Below are 15,184 nucleotides of genomic sequence, written 5' to 3'. Positions count from 1 at the left end.
TGTTCGCGCATTATAGGTGCGTTTCTTTTGTTTATTTAACGGGCCACCTCGATTAACTCTGGCCCTTGGTTTTTCACGTTCCCTACAGCGCGCGACACAGCATACCAGATAAACTTATCGGCGGGCACTGTACCGTCGGCAGCTATATCTTCAGCCTCATTTCCTCCTACCTCTTGTCGCATCCACTTGCGGGCCGATTCAGGAGACAGAACAAGCGGCCTACGGTCGTGAATGTCCACCAGCCCTTTGTCAGCTGCAGACGTCACGATGAGAAAACCTTCTGCTTCATCGCCGCGATCAAATGGTGTGCTACCAATCGCCGCCATGAATATCGGCTGGCCGTCGGCACGGTGAATGAAGTAGGGCTGTTTCTTTTCGCCTTCCTTCTTCCATTCGAACCATCCATCTGCAAAGCAGATCGCGCGGCCATGCTGCCACAAAGGTTTAAACATTCGACTGGTAGCCGCAGTTTCGACGCGCGCGTTAATCAGTGGCGGCTTATCCCACCACCCGGGCGCATAGCCCCAGAACACTGGATCGAGATGCAGCTGCTCGTCGCGTTCGCTCAGCAGCAGAACTTTGGTACCTGGCGCGACGTTGTACCGTCCAATAGGCTCTGGGTCATATGCGATATCACGATCGGCTTCATCGGCCAGGTAAGCAAGATATTCTTCACGGGTTTGGGCTTGTGCAAAACGTCCACACATAGAAACCTCCAGTCTGATTTCAGACTGAAAGTATAGGGCAGGAAGAAAAAGTAGCGTGCGCAGTTTAAGTCTTACAAACGGATTCGTGGCGATTATGCTGATCAGGTAGAGAGCCGTAAAGCGGTGTGTTACGAAACTGGAAGGAGCTACGCAAAAGTGTGAATTTTGGGGCAAATTTGGGGGCAAAATCGTGCTGGGGGCATGATTTGGGGCGATAAAATGACCATTATTGTCCGATAATGTCTGCACTGTAATTGTTATAAGCTACTGAAAACTATATAAGATGTTGTTTTAATGTTGGTTGTATTTTTCGCTAAACAGTCTAACGCTGATTATGTTGTTTTGGGGATAAACATTGAGTAAACCGGGGAAAAGCATCCCCCTTTTCGGGCGAAAAGGGGGAGAGGGGCGTTACTTTAGCTCGTCAACCATGGTGATGGCGCGGCCAATGTAGTTCGCAGGGGTCATCGCCTTCAGGCGCGTTTTCTCTTCTTCCGGCAGCGCCAGACCGTCGATAAACTGCTTCATGCCTTCGGCGTCAACGCGTTTGCCGCGGGTCAGCTCTTTCAGCTTCTCATACGGTTTTTCGATACCGTAACGGCGCATCACGGTCTGGATTGGCTCCGCCAGAACTTCCCAGTTGTGATCCAGCTCGTCCAGCAGACGGTCACGGTTCACTTCCAGCTTGCTCACGCCTTTCAGGGTGGACTGATACGCGATCAGCGCATAGCCAATACCCACGCCCAGGTTACGCAGTACGGTGGAGTCGGTCAGGTCGCGCTGCCAGCGGGATACCGGCAGTTTGCTCGCCATATGCTGCAGCACGGCGTTCGCCAGGCCCAGGTTGCCTTCTGAGTTTTCGAAGTCGATAGGGTTTACTTTGTGCGGCATGGTGGAAGAGCCGATTTCACCGGCGATGGTTTTCTGCTTGAAGTGGTTCAGGGCGATGTAGCCCCACACGTCACGATCGAAGTCGATCAGGATGGTGTTGAAGCGCGCGATGCAGTCAAACAGTTCGGCGATATAGTCGTGCGGCTCAATCTGGGTGGTGTACGGGTTCCACTGAATGCCCAGAGAGGTCACGAACTCTTCGCTGAACTGGTGCCAGTCCACTTCCGGATAAGCGGCGATGTGGGCGTTATAGTTACCGACCGCGCCGTTGATTTTGCCGAGGATTTCAACCTGTTCCAACTGACGATACTGGCGTTCCATACGATACGCTACGTTGGCCATCTCTTTACCCATCGTGGACGGGGTGGCTGGCTGGCCGTGGGTACGGGAGAGCAGCGGAATGTCGCGGTATTCCACGGACAGCGCTTTCACCGCGTCGATGATTTTACGCCAGTAAGGCAGCACCACCTCTTTGCGCGCGGTGGAGAGCATAAGCGCATGGGACAGGTTGTTGATGTCTTCAGAGGTACAGGCGAAGTGGATGAACTCAGACACGGCGTGCAGCGCAGGAACGCTTTCCACTTTCTCTTTCAGGAAGTACTCAACCGCCTTCACGTCGTGGTTGGTAGTGCGTTCAATGGTTTTAATGCGCGCGGCGTCTTGTTCGCTAAACTCAGCAACGATTTTATCAAGGTAATCGTTTGCCTTTTCGTCAAAAGCAGGAACTTCCTTGATTGCTGCCTGGGCGGCCAGCTTTTGCAGCCAGCGTACTTCAACCTGAACACGGAACTTCAGCAAACCATATTCGCTGAAGATCCCGCGCAGCGCGCTGACTTTATCGCCGTAGCGTCCATCGACAGGGGATACGGCGGTCAGTGAGGATAATTCCATAATTCGCAACTCCGGGAGGTTAACAATGAGCAAGAATTTGTTTTGCCTGAGTGGTCAGGCGATTACGAGAAAACATTAACTGCAGGCGGCCACCACCGACCTGGTGCCACAGCACTGCAGCGCGGATACCTGCCAGCAGGGACGCGCGCACTTTTGCCTGTACCTGCGGGCTTTGCAGCACGGCAGGAGACCCGGTGACCTGAATACGCGGGCCCAGCGGGCTGATGACGTCAACATAAATGCCGGCCATCGCGCTGAGCAGCGTTTCGGACTGCAGATCAAAATGGTCGAGCTGACGCTGTAACCCGGCAATGCGATCGCCCAGGGTATTAAGCGCGCCTTTTGCTGCGCTCAGCTTACGCTCCAGCACCATCAGGCTCAACGTGTAGCGGGTCAGCTCTGCGTTTAATCCCTGACGGCTGCTGGCGTTAAGCACGCCAAGCAGGGTTTCAAGACCGAGACGAAGATTGGTTTCACTGCCGCCGAACACACCCAGGGTCGAGCCGGGGTTAAGATCGATAACGCTGTTCAGTGAAACGTGCAGGGCATCAGCGTCGCAATGACCCTGATGCGCGAGCTGTTGCACCAGACGGGCTGACTGGCAAATTCCCGCCAGCGCCAGGGTGATGTCATAATAGTTCTTCGCCACACGGTCTCCTTTATGTGTGAAATCGTATTAAACAGCAGGCAGCGGCAGGCGCTGTTCAATGATCCCGCCGCCCAGGCAGATCTCACCGCTGTAGAAGACAGCAGACTGACCTGGGGTGACGGCGGCAACCGGCTCGTCGAAGCGCACGTCAATGCGATCGTCATCGAGCGCGGTAACGGTGCAAGGAATATCGGTCTGACGGTAGCGTGTTTTCACCGTGCAGCGCAGCGTGCCTTTCAGCGGCTCACGATCGACCCAGTGCAGCTGTTGCGCGATCAGGCCAACGGACATCAGACGCGGATGGTCGTGACCCTGAGCAACAACCAGAATATTGTTTTCGACATCTTTGTCGACTACGTACCACGGATCTTCGCTACCTTCTTTCGTTCCGCCGATACCCAGGCCTTTACGCTGGCCGAGCGTGTGGTACATCAGCCCCTGATGCTGGCCAATCTCTTCACCGTCGACGGTGACGATCTTACCCGGCTGTGCGGGCAGGTAGCGCCCCAGGAAATCGCGGAATTTACGCTCGCCAATGAAGCAGATGCCGGTAGAGTCTTTTTTCTTCGCGGTGATCAGGTCCAGCTCTTCGGCGATTTTACGCACCTGCGGCTTTTCCAGCTCGCCGACCGGGAACAGGCTCTGGGCGATCTGCTCGTGGCTCAGCGTATAGAGGAAATAGCTTTGATCTTTGTTGCCGTCCAGACCGCGCAGCAGCTGGCTTTTACCATTCACGTCTGCACGACGCACATAGTGGCCGGTCGCGATGTAGTCAGCGCCCAAATCTTCCGCGGCGAATTCCAGGAAGGCCTTAAATTTGATCTCTTTGTTGCACAGAATATCCGGGTTCGGCGTGCGGCCCGCTTTGTACTCTTCCAGGAACAGTTCAAAAACGTTGTCCCAATATTCTGCAGCAAAGTTAACGGTGTGCAGTTCAATGCCGAGCTTATCGCATACGGCCTGCGCGTCGGCAAGATCCGCTGCGGCAGTGCAGTATTCCTCGCCATCATCTTCCTCCCAGTTCTTCATGAACAGGCCCTCCACCTTATAGCCCTGTTGCTGTAACAGGTAGGCGGAAACGGAGGAATCGACACCGCCGGACATGCCGACGATCACTTTTTTCTGGCTGTTATCTGACATGGAATACTCACGACATTGAACTTCAAGGCGGCGTATTCTATCACGCCCCCCCACCATTGGCACCCTCTGTAAACGGCCAGTTAAATGCGCCGATGACATCCAGCGGCAGGCGTGCGCTTGACTGCCAGCAGCGAATGCTTTCCGCAACCAGCGGGGAGCGCAGGTTTGGCGCGTTCAGGATCTCGTCGGCGGTGACCCACAGACAGCGGTCTATATCGTCATCCTGCGGCTCAGTGGCGCACGTTTCGCTAAGCTCAACGGCGAATAAAAAGCGCAGGAACGGGGTGCTGTCGGGCGCAATCCACTGGTGCATACGGATGAAGTGCTGGGGTTCGGCGTGAATGCCTGTCTCTTCCCACAGCTCGCGTTTTGCTGCCTCCAGCAGGGTTTCATTGGCTTCAAGGTGTCCGGCAGGCTGGTTCCACAGCGCTTTGCCGTTAATGCTCTCTTCGACAACCAGGAATTTACCCCGGGCGTGGACCACGCAGGCAACCGTAACATGAGGTTTAAACATCATTTCTCCTTAAGGGGCAGCATCGCGCCATTCGCCGTTTGCCAGCGTATCCAGCGTGTAGCTGCCCATGGCGTAGCGAACCAGACGCAGGGTAGGGAAGCCGACATGTGCGGTCATGCGGCGAACCTGACGGTTGCGGCCTTCGTAAAGGGTGATTTTGAGCCAGCTGGTCGGGATGGATTTGCGTTCACGAATCGGCGGATTGCGCGGCCACAGCCACTCCGGTTCATTCACGCGTTCAATACCTGCGGGCAGTGTTGGGCCGTCGTTCAGCGTGACGCCTTTGCGCAATTTTTCCAGCGTTTGTTCGTCCGGCTCGCCTTCGACCTGGACGAAGTAAATTTTGCCGGTGCGTTTGCCCGGCTGCGTGAGCCTCGCCTGCAGCGCGCCGTCGTTGGTTAAGACCAGCAGGCCTTCGCTGTCGCGGTCCAGACGCCCGGCTGCGTAGACGCCATGAACGGGAATAAAATCCTTCAGCGTGCTGCGCCCGGCTTCATCGGTAAACTGCGGCAAAACATCGTAGGGTTTATTGAACAAAATAACCCGCTTTGGCTGGGTTTCTTGCGGTCTTCTGGCGGCTTGTCGTGAGCTGAATCGCTCAACCCGGTGTTTTGTAAAAGAAGTTTTCTTCATGGTATTTTCAGGCGTTATCAATTGCCGCATTATAGCTTAATAACGAAGACCTTTCATGGCGCAGGACAATCAGGTACTATCGAAGGGCTCATTACAATTTATTAACATAAGATCAGTAACAACCAGAAGCGCTCGAAGGAGAGGTTAATGGAAAGCAAAGTAGTTGTTCCGGCGGAAGGTAAAAAGATCACCCTGCAAAACGGCAAGATTAACGTTCCTCACAATCCGATTATCCCGTTCATTGAAGGTGACGGAATCGGTGTAGACGTTACCCCGGCGATGCTGAAAGTGGTTGATGCCGCTGTTGAGAAAGCCTACAAAGGCGAGCGTAAAATTTCCTGGATGGAAATTTACACCGGTGAGAAATCTACTCAAGTTTATGGCCAGGACGTCTGGCTGCCAGCAGAAACGCTGGACCTGATCCGCGACTACCGCGTTGCTATTAAAGGCCCACTGACGACGCCAGTTGGCGGCGGTATCCGTTCCCTGAACGTGGCACTGCGCCAGGAGTTGGACCTGTACGTGTGTCTGCGTCCGGTTCGTTACTATCAGGGCACCCCAAGCCCGGTTAAGCACCCTGAACTGACCGATATGGTTATCTTCCGCGAAAACTCAGAAGACATCTACGCGGGTATCGAATGGAAAGCGGACTCTGCTGACGCAGAAAAAGTGATTAAATTCCTGCGCGAAGAGATGGGCGTGAAGAAAATTCGCTTCCCTGAGCATTGTGGTATCGGCATCAAGCCATGTTCCGAAGAAGGGACCAAGCGTCTGGTGCGTGCGGCGATTGAATACGCTATCACCAACGACCGCGACTCTGTGACCCTGGTTCACAAAGGCAACATCATGAAGTTCACCGAAGGCGCGTTCAAAGACTGGGGCTACCAGTTGGCGAAAGAAGAGTTCGGCGGTGAGCTGATCGACGGCGGCCCATGGCAGAAGATCAAGAACCCGAACACCGGCAAAGAGATCGTCATTAAAGATGTGATCGCCGATGCGTTCCTGCAGCAGATCCTGCTGCGTCCTGCAGAATACGACGTGATTGCCTGTATGAACCTGAACGGTGACTACATTTCTGACGCCCTGGCAGCGCAGGTTGGCGGTATCGGTATCGCCCCTGGCGCGAACATCGGTGATGAATGCGCCCTGTTCGAAGCGACACACGGTACTGCACCAAAATACGCGGGTCAGGACAAAGTGAACCCAGGCTCTATCATCCTGTCTGCAGAGATGATGCTGCGTCATATGGAATGGTTCGAAGCCGCAGACCTGATCGTTAAAGGTATGGAAGGCGCGATCAACGCGAAAACCGTAACTTACGATTTCGAACGTCTGATGGAAGGCGCTAAGCTGCTGAAATGCTCAGAGTTTGGCGACGCGATTATCGCGAACATGTAATCCAGATTCTGGGTTAAACAAGAGCGGGGGCCTGAGGGTTCCCGTTTTTTTTGCCTCTGCCTGCGGGAGACAACACGATGCTAGCTACTCTTCTTATCGCTGTCGTTGCACTCATCCATCTCTACATTCTTGTGCTGGAAATGTTCCTGTGGAATACCAAAACAGGGCACAAGGCCTTTAATCTGCGTCCTGATTTTGCGCGCGATACCCGCGTACTGGCCGCGAATCAGGGGCTGTATAACGGTTTTCTGGCGGCAGGTCTGCTCTGGAGCCTCTGGCTCGGCGAAAAGGGTATTCAGGTGGCCATCTTCTTCCTGGCCTGCGTGCTGATCGCCGGGCTCTTTGGCGCAGCCACCGCCAGCCGGAAAATTTTGTATGTACAGGCCGTACCCGCTCTCGCGGCGCTGCTTGCGTTGCTCATCTGAAGCAATGCTTTGGTTGAGATAAGGCGTCCGATATACTGATGGCTTCACCCTTACAGGTTAGCGACGAGACAGTTATGAACAACGATATCCCACTGAAATATTATGACATTGCCGATGAGTACGCGACGGAAGCCGCAGAGTCCGTCGCTGAGTCAGAGCTCGACGCGCTGGCACATTATTTCCAGCTGCTGCTTACCCGTTTATCGAATAACGAGGAGATTAGCGAGGAAGCCCAGCAGGAGATGGCCGCTGAGGCCGGGATCCGTGCGGGGCGCATTGATGATATTGCGAACTTCCTCAATCAGTGGGGAAATGAATAGCCTGCTTCAAAAACCGTTATGCTGATGCTTTGCGATACAGCTAAGCATCACGCTATCGGACCACATGCACTTTTTCCGCAGAATATGCGAAGCGGGGGCGTCGATAAACAGCGCGAAAATAACGGTCAGGCAAAAGAGTACCACTGGGAATAGTAAGGATAATTTCACGTTTTTAACCAAAATATGAGTGTGCTTCAGGGTAATCTACCGTCTGATTGTGACGACTATATGTTTTTGCGTAAAAAATTGAAATGCCCGACTGGAAAAAACGGGCACGCCAGTTTTGGATTACGGTGTGACGCCGGTGAGTTGCTTCGCCAGTTCGCTGCGGGTGAGTGCTTTTGAAAAATACCATCCCTGGATCAGGGCATCGGGATATCTGTCCGCAATAAAGCGATATTGAATTTCATTTTCCACGCCCTCGAATACAAGCGTTTTATTCAATCTTGCAAGAGCATCGCTGAAGATAGCGAAGATGTTTTGCTTATAATGCTCGCTGATGCCGTCCACCAGCGACTTATCAATTTTGATTTCATCATATTCAAGCAGCGACAGGCGGGCGAGGTTCGAGTTTTGCACGCCAAAATCATCTATTGATATTTTAACGCCGAGCGATTTGAGCTCCCGACAGAATCCCTCTAGGATATCTGCCGTTGAAACGGCTTTCTCAGAGAGTTCGACCTTCATCAGGGAAAGGGGTAGGTGATTGGCAAAACACGCACGACGCAAAATGGTAATGAACTGTCCATCTTCAATTTCCTTCCGCCCAACGTTGATTGAGACTATCAGCTGGTGTTTTATCGCCAGTGGGGCAATTTCGGAAAGGGATTTTTCGATAATATTACTATAATATTTTTTATACAGACCAATCTTCTTAATTAATGGAATAAACAGCTCCGGAGAGACGTCCCCGTGCTTTTGATCGCGCCATCTCGACAGAACTTCAACACCCACGATTTTTTTATCGTGAATGCGGATAATGGGCTGATAGTTAACGCAGATGGTATTCGTGATGACGGCTTTGATCAGCGTGCGTTCCAGAGAAAAACGATCTTCATAGATTCGGAAGATAAACAACGTAATCGCGATCCAGATCAAACAGAGAATGACCGCAAGAAGCGCAAAGATAAACGGAGGTAACGAGGCCAGCCCAGCGTCATGATGCTTCACGATGACGCACAGGTCCCAGAAGGCGCTGCACTGCGTCAGGGTCAGGGTAAACAACGTCGAATGCAGCCAGCTCTGCTGATTTAGCTCCGGAGCGGCCGAAAAAAAGACTCTGCCGAAGTCTTTCGTGGTAGCACTTAGCGAATAACTTGCGGTAACCGGGCTGAATTTATCGTAAGCATAGCGGGAGGTGAAGATAATAATATTGTTATAAATTGCCGCGTTGCCCGTGAAAAAGTCTTTTCGCGAAAACTGGGCCAGGAGAAAGCCTCTCGGCGTTTTATGCAGTTCTGCAGGAAGTGCAACGGGCGTTGCGAGTTTCCCCCAAAAAGCGGTACAGACTATTTTTCCCTTTTCGATAAAACCAATATCGCCAAAATAAAGATTATTAAGCTTGATTTGTCTGTAGCTATCAAGGCTGGCTTTATCACATCCCTGCGTCGTTATGCTTTTTAGGCCCAGCGCAACGTTTTGGGACAGGTCTTCTGAATAATGTAAAAGGGTTCGGGATATTTCGAGCTGTTTGCTCTTCTGCTGTCCTGTGATGACAGCATTGACGGCATAAAGAGACAGGAAGACCAGAAGCGTTGAAACGATAGCAACGGCAATGCGCTTTTTCATTTTCCAGATATCCAGTCCGCTCCCTGATTTCACAAAGCTTAACACAGCCTGGGCAAGGAACAAGCCTGATAGTCACGTCATGTGAGCAAATTCAGGCAGGTGAACTCATACGAAAGCATCAGTTTTTTAAGACAATTCTCAGCTAAGCTATTTTCATTGTCATAAGCAACGCCGGATTAGCACAGGCTTTTCTTCTAGTACATCCATGCTTGTTTTTTCTATTAAGGAAAACATCATGCGCAACGTGATGATCCCTATTATGAGTGCCCTGTTTCTTTTTCTGAGCGGCATTCTGATTATTAACTGGCAGCTATGGCAGATGGCGAAGCTGAGTAATAGTCATGCCGCGACGGCAAGCACCCAAAAAATAGAAAGTATTCTGGCTGAAGCAGTCAGTGCGGCCAGCACGGCGAAGCGCGTTGCGGAGCAGGGGTGTACCAGTAGCGGACAGCTGGCGTTGGGGACGGAAGCCGCGCTAAAACCGCATCTGCGCGCCATCATGATCCAGCAGCAGGGCAGAATCATCTGTACTTCCCTTCCCGGGAATGGCGTATTGATTATTAACCCTGAGACCTTACCTGCCGAAAAGTTGATGCTGCTACCCGGCAATCGGCTGGTGAACGGCATGCCGGTGCTTGTCTTTCAGATGCCCGTTGCGGGAGGGCGCGTCATGGTCAGCATCAGCGACGCGCATTTGCAGGATGCCATTACGAGCGCATCAAATAGCGTTGGCCTGGGACTGGTTGTCGGCGAAAGAATGTTTACCCGCAGCGGTGATGTGACCGGCTGGAAAGCGGCCTCGTGGGCGGGGTCACTTACGACATCTTCGCAGTTCCCTTTTAGCCTGGCCTGGCAGCCTCCTGCCTTTTTTAGCCTGACGCGGCTACTGCAGCAGGGATGGAGCCTGACACTGCTTATTCTTGCATTATCCGTGGCGGTGGGCATTTTGATCCGCCGTTACAAGGGGAAAAGCACCTCATTCGAAGACGATTTGCGCAAAGCCATTTTGCAGGGGGAGATCGAGCCTTATTATCAGCCGATCGTGAACGGGGATACCGGCGGGTTGTACGGCGTTGAGGTCCTGGCGAGATGGAAACATCCAAAGTCAGGCTTTATCCCGCCGGATGTCTTTATTCCGATTGCCGAACGTAGCGGTTTAATTATCCCGTTAACCAAAGGGTTGATGGCGAAAGTGGTCGCACAGCTTAAACCACTGTTGCCTAAGCTACCGGACGGGTTTCATATCGGGGTGAACATCAGCGCCAGACACATCAATGCACCTTCCTTTATCGGGGACTGTCGCGTCTTCGGGAAGGGGTTTCAGGGTAAAGAAGTCAAACTGGTTCTCGAGGTGACCGAGCGTGAACCGCTGATCGATAATCCTCACCTGGTGGAAAACCTCAACATGCTGCATAACGCCGGTTTTGTTATTGCCCTTGATGATTTTGGTACGGGTTATTCCGGGCTGTCATGCCTTAATGCGCTTGCCATTGATTATATTAAAATTGATAAAAGCTTTGTGAACCGGGTTTCAGAGGAAAAGGACTCAACGATCCTGCTGGACTGCGTCATTGATCTGGCGAAAAAACTCTCATTGCGCATTGTAGCTGAAGGAGTAGAAACAAAAGAGCAGCTGGAGTATCTCAACCGTAATGAGATAACCCTGTTACAGGGATATTATTTTGGTAAGCCCGTCTCCTATATCGATTTTATTAAAGTCATTTTATCTAAACCCAGGGAGATCGTAAGTTTGTAAATCAAAATAAAGGCAAGCTTCCGTTGTCTGCTTAAGTGCAATTCATTTTCCTCTTATCCCGAGCTTTGTTACAGTGACAAGAGTTGTCAGCCAGGGATGTCAGGCGTGATAAGGTGGAAAAGCTCGTGCATGTGAAAAATACTTTTTACACAACAACCATTACCGTCATCATTGTTTCATTGATCCTCTCGCTGTCGCTCGCCGTCCAAATAGCCACGTCCAGACAGCAGTCAATCCAGCAAATTAATACCAGCGTTGCTAACCTGAGCCATACCCTTGATGTCTACACCGAGGGGATCATACGCCAGAGTGAAATGTTAATTACTACCGTTTCCGACATAATCGAAATTTATGGTATGACCCCGCAGCAGGCGGCCAATATTCAGCACATGATCAATAATCAGGATAACCTTCTTACCCAGATTAATAATGTGGTTGTTTACAACGCTCAGGGCGATATCTTCACCGCACTGCATGAAAGTTTTACCGGGTCACGCAAAGGCTCGGACAGAGAGTTTTTTATCTATCACAAAGAAAATAAAACTCAGCAGATTTTTATTGGGGAGCCGGTGGTAAGCAGAACCAATGGCAAATGGGTTATCACCATCAGTCGACGCCTTGAAACCGAGAGCGGGGCATTTAACGGAGTGGTGGTGGTGACGCTGGGTATCGAAAATTTTCTGGCACTCTACGGGCAGATTAATATCGGTCACTCGGGCGTCATCGGCTTAACGACGCAATCAGGCGTGCTGCTGGTCCGTTATCCCTTTAAAAATACTTATATCGGCACGATTGTTTCTGATTCACCGCTATTCAGGAAATATCTCAAGGTACAAAATTCGGGGATAGCCAGCTCCATCTCCCGGTTTGATAAAATCGAGCGCATTTATGCCTACGAGAAAAACAGACGCTACGGACTGGTCACCACCGTGGCCGTTAGCATTAATGAAGCCCTTGCACCCTGGCGCAAACAGGCCATTCAGCTGGCGGTACTCATTTTCGTGTTCACGGCGATCCTCATTGTGGCGTCATACTTCCTGTATTCCGACCTGTCCCGAAAAACAAGGGATAACAAAGCGCTGAAGATTATTGCCTCAGAAGATGCGTTGACCGGGCTGTACAACCGCCGCTTCTTTGATGAAAAAATCCTCTCGGAAATCATTATGTGTGCTGAGCATGACGCACCGATTTCGATACTGATCGTAGACGTGGATTACTTCAAAAAATACAACGATAACTACGGTCATCCGGAAGGGGACCGGTGTCTGGCAATGCTCGGAAACAGCCTCAGGGAGAGCCTTACGCGTGATAATCAGATTGTGGCGCGATACGGCGGAGAAGAGTTTGCGCTGATATTGCCGGATACGGATATTCAGGATGCGCTCCGACTGGCCCAGACGATTATTCGCAATGTGTTTTCCCTGCAAATTGCGCATGCTTTTAGCCCCTTCGGACGGGTAACGGTCAGCGTCGGGATTTCTACCGCACGTGCCGTCGACATCGCTGGCAGCCAGCAAAATATCATTATTGCCGCTGACCAGGCGCTCTATCAGGCAAAGCGCGCAGGACGTAACCGTTACGCGTTTGTTGGGGTATGAGCAGAAAAAAAAGCCCACTCAGGAGTGGGCAAGAAAAACTGGAAGCAATGTGAGCAATGTCGTACTGAATACCTGAGTATTTCGCTCAACTATTCAGTGTTGAGAAAGATAATCTTTCTCAACAAAAGATGCAACCCCACAGTTTATGTGGCACGCTCTTTTTGTTGATGAATAATCACTCACTCTCTCATTGTGACGCCTATCACAAATTTCCTTTCTGAAATCCTGTGCTATTCTTTTTTGTGTCGTTGATTTAATGACAAAAACCATACAGAGAGGAAAGTTATGGGAATTTTATCCTGGATTATCTTTGGGCTTATTGCGGGTATTCTGGCGAAGTGGATCATGCCGGGCAAAGATGGCGGTGGGTTTATCGTCACCGTAATACTGGGTATTGTCGGCGCAGTAGTCGGCGGCTGGATCAGTACGCTGTTCGGTTTTGGCAAAGTCGATGGCTTTAACTTCGGCAGTTTCGCCGTCGCGGTGATTGGTGCGCTGGTTGTTCTGTTTATCTACAGAAAAATCAAAAGCTAAGGCTTAAAAGCGTTGAAAAAAGGCTGCCAGATGGCGGCCTTTTTACGTATTGGCGTTTACCACCAGCCAAGCTGGGTGCCGGCAAACGCCGCGATGGCAACGATCAGCATAATGAGGGTCGTTTTTCTCATTTATGCCCCAGGCGCCGCGTAACCACCGACAAAAAACCACGCTAAAAAAATCACCGCCGTTATAAAAATAACGACCGGGAAGAGGATCCCTATTCTCATATCATCACCTGTTTCGGTTTTTGTAACGCCGTAGAGTGTACGGGGTTAATCCATAGTGAGAAAGCGTGTTTTGCTTTTTCCTTTCTTATCCTGATACATCGCGACATCCGCGCCGCGTAATGCGCTGTCAGGATCGGTTGCGGCAGGGTCCACTTCGATAACGCCGAGGCTGGCGCCCGGATAAATAATATGAACGCTGCCCAGCCAGTATTCGCCTGCGATACAGGCGCTGAGGCGCGTTTTGAGCAGCGTAACCTGCGCGTTATCTCCGTCCTCGTGGAGCTGGCTCAGCGATGCGACCAGAAATTCATCACCGCCCAGTCGGCCGATAATATCGTCCTCCTGTTTCTCTTCCGTCAAACGCTTGCCCACTTCTATCAGGAACTGGTCGCCAGCCTCATGGCCGTAACGATCGTTAATCAGTTTGAAATCATTCAGATCGATGAACGCGATGATGGCGTTACGCTTAAGGTGCCGGGCCAGAGAAAACAGCGTGGTCAGATCTTCAAAAATGGCGCGACGGTTGGGTAAACCGGTAAGGGCATCCGTGTAGGAGTGCGCGATGAGGGCCGCATTGGCTTCGCGAAGCTGGGTTACCAGCGACTCTTTCTGAATGGACTGGGCGATCAGCCCGGCGAAGAGCTTCAGAACCTGTTCCCCGCGCTCGCTAAGCGGCTTTCTGGCCGTGCTGGTGGCGCAGAGCGTACCGTAGAGTGAACCATCCGCAAGATGGACAGGTATACTCATGTAGGTCGTAATGCCAAGCGCTTTTGCGGCTTCACACTCGGGCCAACGTTCGGGTACGTCATTGCTGAATAACGTGTCACTGTCCAGCGCACGCTTGCACAGCGTCTCGTCCCATGGGACGCTCAGACCCTCCGGGATCGTCATCTGCTTGCTGTTGCGGGCGTAGAGGATGTGCTGCAGCCGCGCCTCGATATCGACCTTCGTCAGGTAGGTCGACTCCATGTCGGTGACAATCTCCAGCATCTCCAGCAGCTGGCGAACGAGGCTTTCAAGGGACTGCTCGGTGGCAAGGGTTTCTGAAACGCGAGCGAGGATAAGATCCGACATGACGTAGAATGACTCCCAGGCAGAAGACGTCTGCATCTGCATGTTATGCTGAGTTTTTAGGCTTCAGGCATAGTAAAACATGAATACAGAAAATTTAATATATGCAGGAAGCGGGGAGCAGGCGAGAAAAAAAGCCCCGTTGTTGAGACCGGGGCAAAGACATCTTGATTACGGAATGATGTTCTCTGGTCAAATCGAGAACATGCCACACTATAGTGCTGAAAAGTGCAGTTAAAATGGAGAAATCATGGAGAACGCGGCGATGACCCGTTACCCTTAGGGTGTAATGACGTCAAAAGGATCAATGAGATGAGATTTCTGCTTCTGGCGCTGGCGCTTCCCCTGACCGCCTGTACCGCAAAACCCACGCCACCCGATGCGCCAAAACCGCCGCACGCTATTGGTATGGCGAACCCGGCCTCCGTCTACTGCCTGGAGAAAGGCGGGGAACAGATCCCAATTCAAAGCCCGCAGGGCGTTCGCACCGAGTGCAAATTACCGGGCGGGGAAGTGATCGATGAATGGACGCTCTATCGTCGCGATCGTCCGCAACCCACCAGGTGACAGACGGATACCGCCTGCGATACACTTCTCTTTAGGATTAATCTTAGCCAGTTTCTGGCATTCGTTTCCGCG

16 protein-coding genes are annotated in these 15,184 nt (G+C 51.8%); 7 read left to right on the top strand and 9 right to left on the bottom strand.

From position 1 onward, the window contains the following. Positions 1 to 35: 35 nt before the first annotated feature. The 6 genes from AC4IBF_RS13015 to rluE all read right to left on the bottom strand — a co-directional run bounded on the left by AC4IBF_RS13015 (position 36) and on the right by rluE (position 5,455). Complete coding sequence (locus tag AC4IBF_RS13015; RefSeq protein WP_213373971.1) at positions 36 to 707, bottom strand: SOS response-associated peptidase; 672 nt, start codon at positions 705 to 707, stop codon at positions 36 to 38. A 411-nt stretch (positions 708 to 1,118) separates the two neighbouring features. Continuing rightward, positions 1,119 to 2,489, bottom strand: a complete 1,371-nt coding sequence (gene purB, locus AC4IBF_RS13010) for an adenylosuccinate lyase (protein WP_008500757.1) — start codon at positions 2,487 to 2,489, stop codon at positions 1,119 to 1,121. A 19-nt stretch (positions 2,490 to 2,508) separates the two neighbouring features. Beyond that, entirely contained in the window at positions 2,509 to 3,138 is a 630-nt protein-coding gene (hflD, locus tag AC4IBF_RS13005; RefSeq protein ID WP_013097081.1) for a high frequency lysogenization protein HflD, read from the bottom strand. Positions 3,139 to 3,165: 27 nt separating this feature from the next. Next, the gene (gene mnmA / locus AC4IBF_RS13000; RefSeq protein WP_021241033.1) at positions 3,166 to 4,278 is read right to left on the bottom strand and encodes a tRNA 2-thiouridine(34) synthase MnmA; all 1,113 of its coding nucleotides are present in this window, start codon (positions 4,276 to 4,278) and stop codon (positions 3,166 to 3,168) included. Positions 4,279 to 4,318: 40 nt separating this feature from the next. Then, positions 4,319 to 4,792: an NUDIX hydrolase gene (locus tag AC4IBF_RS12995; protein ID WP_133295416.1), complete on the bottom strand. Its 474-nt coding sequence runs from the start codon at positions 4,790 to 4,792 to the stop codon at positions 4,319 to 4,321. 9 nt (positions 4,793 to 4,801) lie between these two features. After that, complete coding sequence (gene rluE, locus AC4IBF_RS12990; RefSeq protein WP_252092740.1) at positions 4,802 to 5,455, bottom strand: 23S rRNA pseudouridine(2457) synthase RluE; 654 nt, start codon at positions 5,453 to 5,455, stop codon at positions 4,802 to 4,804. Between the two features lie 117 nt (positions 5,456 to 5,572). Between rluE and icd the strand changes: the two genes are divergently transcribed. From icd to AC4IBF_RS12975, 3 genes are all read left to right on the top strand, one after another. Then, positions 5,573 to 6,823, top strand: a complete 1,251-nt coding sequence (icd, locus tag AC4IBF_RS12985) for an NADP-dependent isocitrate dehydrogenase (protein ID WP_023292761.1) — start codon at positions 5,573 to 5,575, stop codon at positions 6,821 to 6,823. 77 nt (positions 6,824 to 6,900) lie between these two features. Then, positions 6,901 to 7,248 (top strand): DUF1304 domain-containing protein, encoded by a 348-nt coding sequence (locus AC4IBF_RS12980; RefSeq protein ID WP_133294182.1) that lies wholly within the window; start codon positions 6,901 to 6,903, stop codon positions 7,246 to 7,248. 74 nt (positions 7,249 to 7,322) lie between these two features. Then, the gene (locus tag AC4IBF_RS12975; RefSeq protein WP_111965567.1) at positions 7,323 to 7,568 is read left to right on the top strand and encodes a DUF2543 family protein; all 246 of its coding nucleotides are present in this window, start codon (positions 7,323 to 7,325) and stop codon (positions 7,566 to 7,568) included. Between the two features lie 288 nt (positions 7,569 to 7,856). On the opposite strand, the gene AC4IBF_RS12970 is transcribed toward AC4IBF_RS12975, so the two are convergent. Then, the gene (locus AC4IBF_RS12970; protein ID WP_133294183.1) at positions 7,857 to 9,356 is read right to left on the bottom strand and encodes an EAL domain-containing protein; all 1,500 of its coding nucleotides are present in this window, start codon (positions 9,354 to 9,356) and stop codon (positions 7,857 to 7,859) included. A gap of 235 nt (positions 9,357 to 9,591) precedes the next feature. On the opposite strand from AC4IBF_RS12970, the gene AC4IBF_RS12965 reads away from it, so the two are divergent. The 3 genes from AC4IBF_RS12965 (at position 9,592) to AC4IBF_RS12955 (ending at position 13,244) form a co-directional block, all read left to right on the top strand. Beyond that, a complete protein-coding gene (locus AC4IBF_RS12965) occupies positions 9,592 to 11,112 on the top strand; it encodes an EAL domain-containing protein (RefSeq protein WP_491462873.1) in 1,521 nt (506 codons plus the stop codon). A gap of 113 nt (positions 11,113 to 11,225) precedes the next feature. Beyond that, entirely contained in the window at positions 11,226 to 12,710 is a 1,485-nt protein-coding gene (locus AC4IBF_RS12960) for a sensor domain-containing diguanylate cyclase (RefSeq protein WP_491462872.1), read from the top strand. A gap of 285 nt (positions 12,711 to 12,995) precedes the next feature. Then, positions 12,996 to 13,244: a GlsB/YeaQ/YmgE family stress response membrane protein gene (locus tag AC4IBF_RS12955; protein WP_008500746.1), complete on the top strand. Its 249-nt coding sequence runs from the start codon at positions 12,996 to 12,998 to the stop codon at positions 13,242 to 13,244. A 131-nt stretch (positions 13,245 to 13,375) separates the two neighbouring features. Here the strand turns inward: AC4IBF_RS12955 and AC4IBF_RS12950 are convergent, their stop codons facing one another. Both AC4IBF_RS12950 and AC4IBF_RS12945 read right to left on the bottom strand, forming a co-directional pair. Next, the gene (locus AC4IBF_RS12950) at positions 13,376 to 13,474 is read right to left on the bottom strand and encodes a YoaK family small membrane protein (RefSeq protein WP_029739841.1); all 99 of its coding nucleotides are present in this window, start codon (positions 13,472 to 13,474) and stop codon (positions 13,376 to 13,378) included. Positions 13,475 to 13,519: 45 nt separating this feature from the next. Then, positions 13,520 to 14,548, bottom strand: coding sequence for a sensor domain-containing diguanylate cyclase (locus AC4IBF_RS12945; RefSeq protein WP_143345715.1), 1,029 nt, complete (start codon positions 14,546 to 14,548; stop codon positions 13,520 to 13,522). A 309-nt stretch (positions 14,549 to 14,857) separates the two neighbouring features. Between AC4IBF_RS12945 and AC4IBF_RS12940 the strand changes: the two genes are divergently transcribed. Then, entirely contained in the window at positions 14,858 to 15,112 is a 255-nt protein-coding gene (locus AC4IBF_RS12940) for a putative hemolysin (RefSeq protein ID WP_133294185.1), read from the top strand. Positions 15,113 to 15,184 lie beyond the last annotated feature (72 nt).

It is taken from the genome of Enterobacter sp. Taxon_8 (assembly GCF_058354585.1).
The sequence above is the reverse complement of the archived record's forward strand: the minus strand, read 5'-3'. Positions and strand labels throughout refer to the sequence as shown.

Bases quoted from the DNA above. Each gene is read 5' to 3' on its own strand.
- AC4IBF_RS13015 (WP_213373971.1), bottom strand. From the start codon at position 707: ATGTGTGGACGTTTTGCACAAGCCCAAACCCGTGAAGAATATCTTGCT.
- purB (WP_008500757.1), bottom strand. From the start codon at position 2,489: ATGGAATTATCCTCACTGACCGCCGTATCCCCTGTCGATGGACGCTAC.
- mnmA (WP_021241033.1), bottom strand. From the start codon at position 4,278: ATGTCAGATAACAGCCAGAAAAAAGTGATCGTCGGCATGTCCGGCGGT.
- AC4IBF_RS12995 (WP_133295416.1), bottom strand. From the start codon at position 4,792: ATGTTTAAACCTCATGTTACGGTTGCCTGCGTGGTCCACGCCCGGGGT.
- rluE (WP_252092740.1), bottom strand. From the start codon at position 5,455: ATGCGGCAATTGATAACGCCTGAAAATACCATGAAGAAAACTTCTTTT.
- icd (WP_023292761.1), top strand. From the start codon at position 5,573: ATGGAAAGCAAAGTAGTTGTTCCGGCGGAAGGTAAAAAGATCACCCTG.
- AC4IBF_RS12980 (WP_133294182.1), top strand. From the start codon at position 6,901: ATGCTAGCTACTCTTCTTATCGCTGTCGTTGCACTCATCCATCTCTAC.
- AC4IBF_RS12975 (WP_111965567.1), top strand. From the start codon at position 7,323: ATGAACAACGATATCCCACTGAAATATTATGACATTGCCGATGAGTAC.
- AC4IBF_RS12970 (WP_133294183.1), bottom strand. From the start codon at position 9,356: ATGAAAAAGCGCATTGCCGTTGCTATCGTTTCAACGCTTCTGGTCTTC.
- AC4IBF_RS12965 (WP_491462873.1), top strand. From the start codon at position 9,592: ATGCGCAACGTGATGATCCCTATTATGAGTGCCCTGTTTCTTTTTCTG.
- AC4IBF_RS12955 (WP_008500746.1), top strand. From the start codon at position 12,996: ATGGGAATTTTATCCTGGATTATCTTTGGGCTTATTGCGGGTATTCTG.
- AC4IBF_RS12950 (WP_029739841.1), bottom strand. From the start codon at position 13,474: ATGAGAATAGGGATCCTCTTCCCGGTCGTTATTTTTATAACGGCGGTG.
- AC4IBF_RS12945 (WP_143345715.1), bottom strand. From the start codon at position 14,548: ATGTCGGATCTTATCCTCGCTCGCGTTTCAGAAACCCTTGCCACCGAG.
- AC4IBF_RS12940 (WP_133294185.1), top strand. From the start codon at position 14,858: ATGAGATTTCTGCTTCTGGCGCTGGCGCTTCCCCTGACCGCCTGTACC.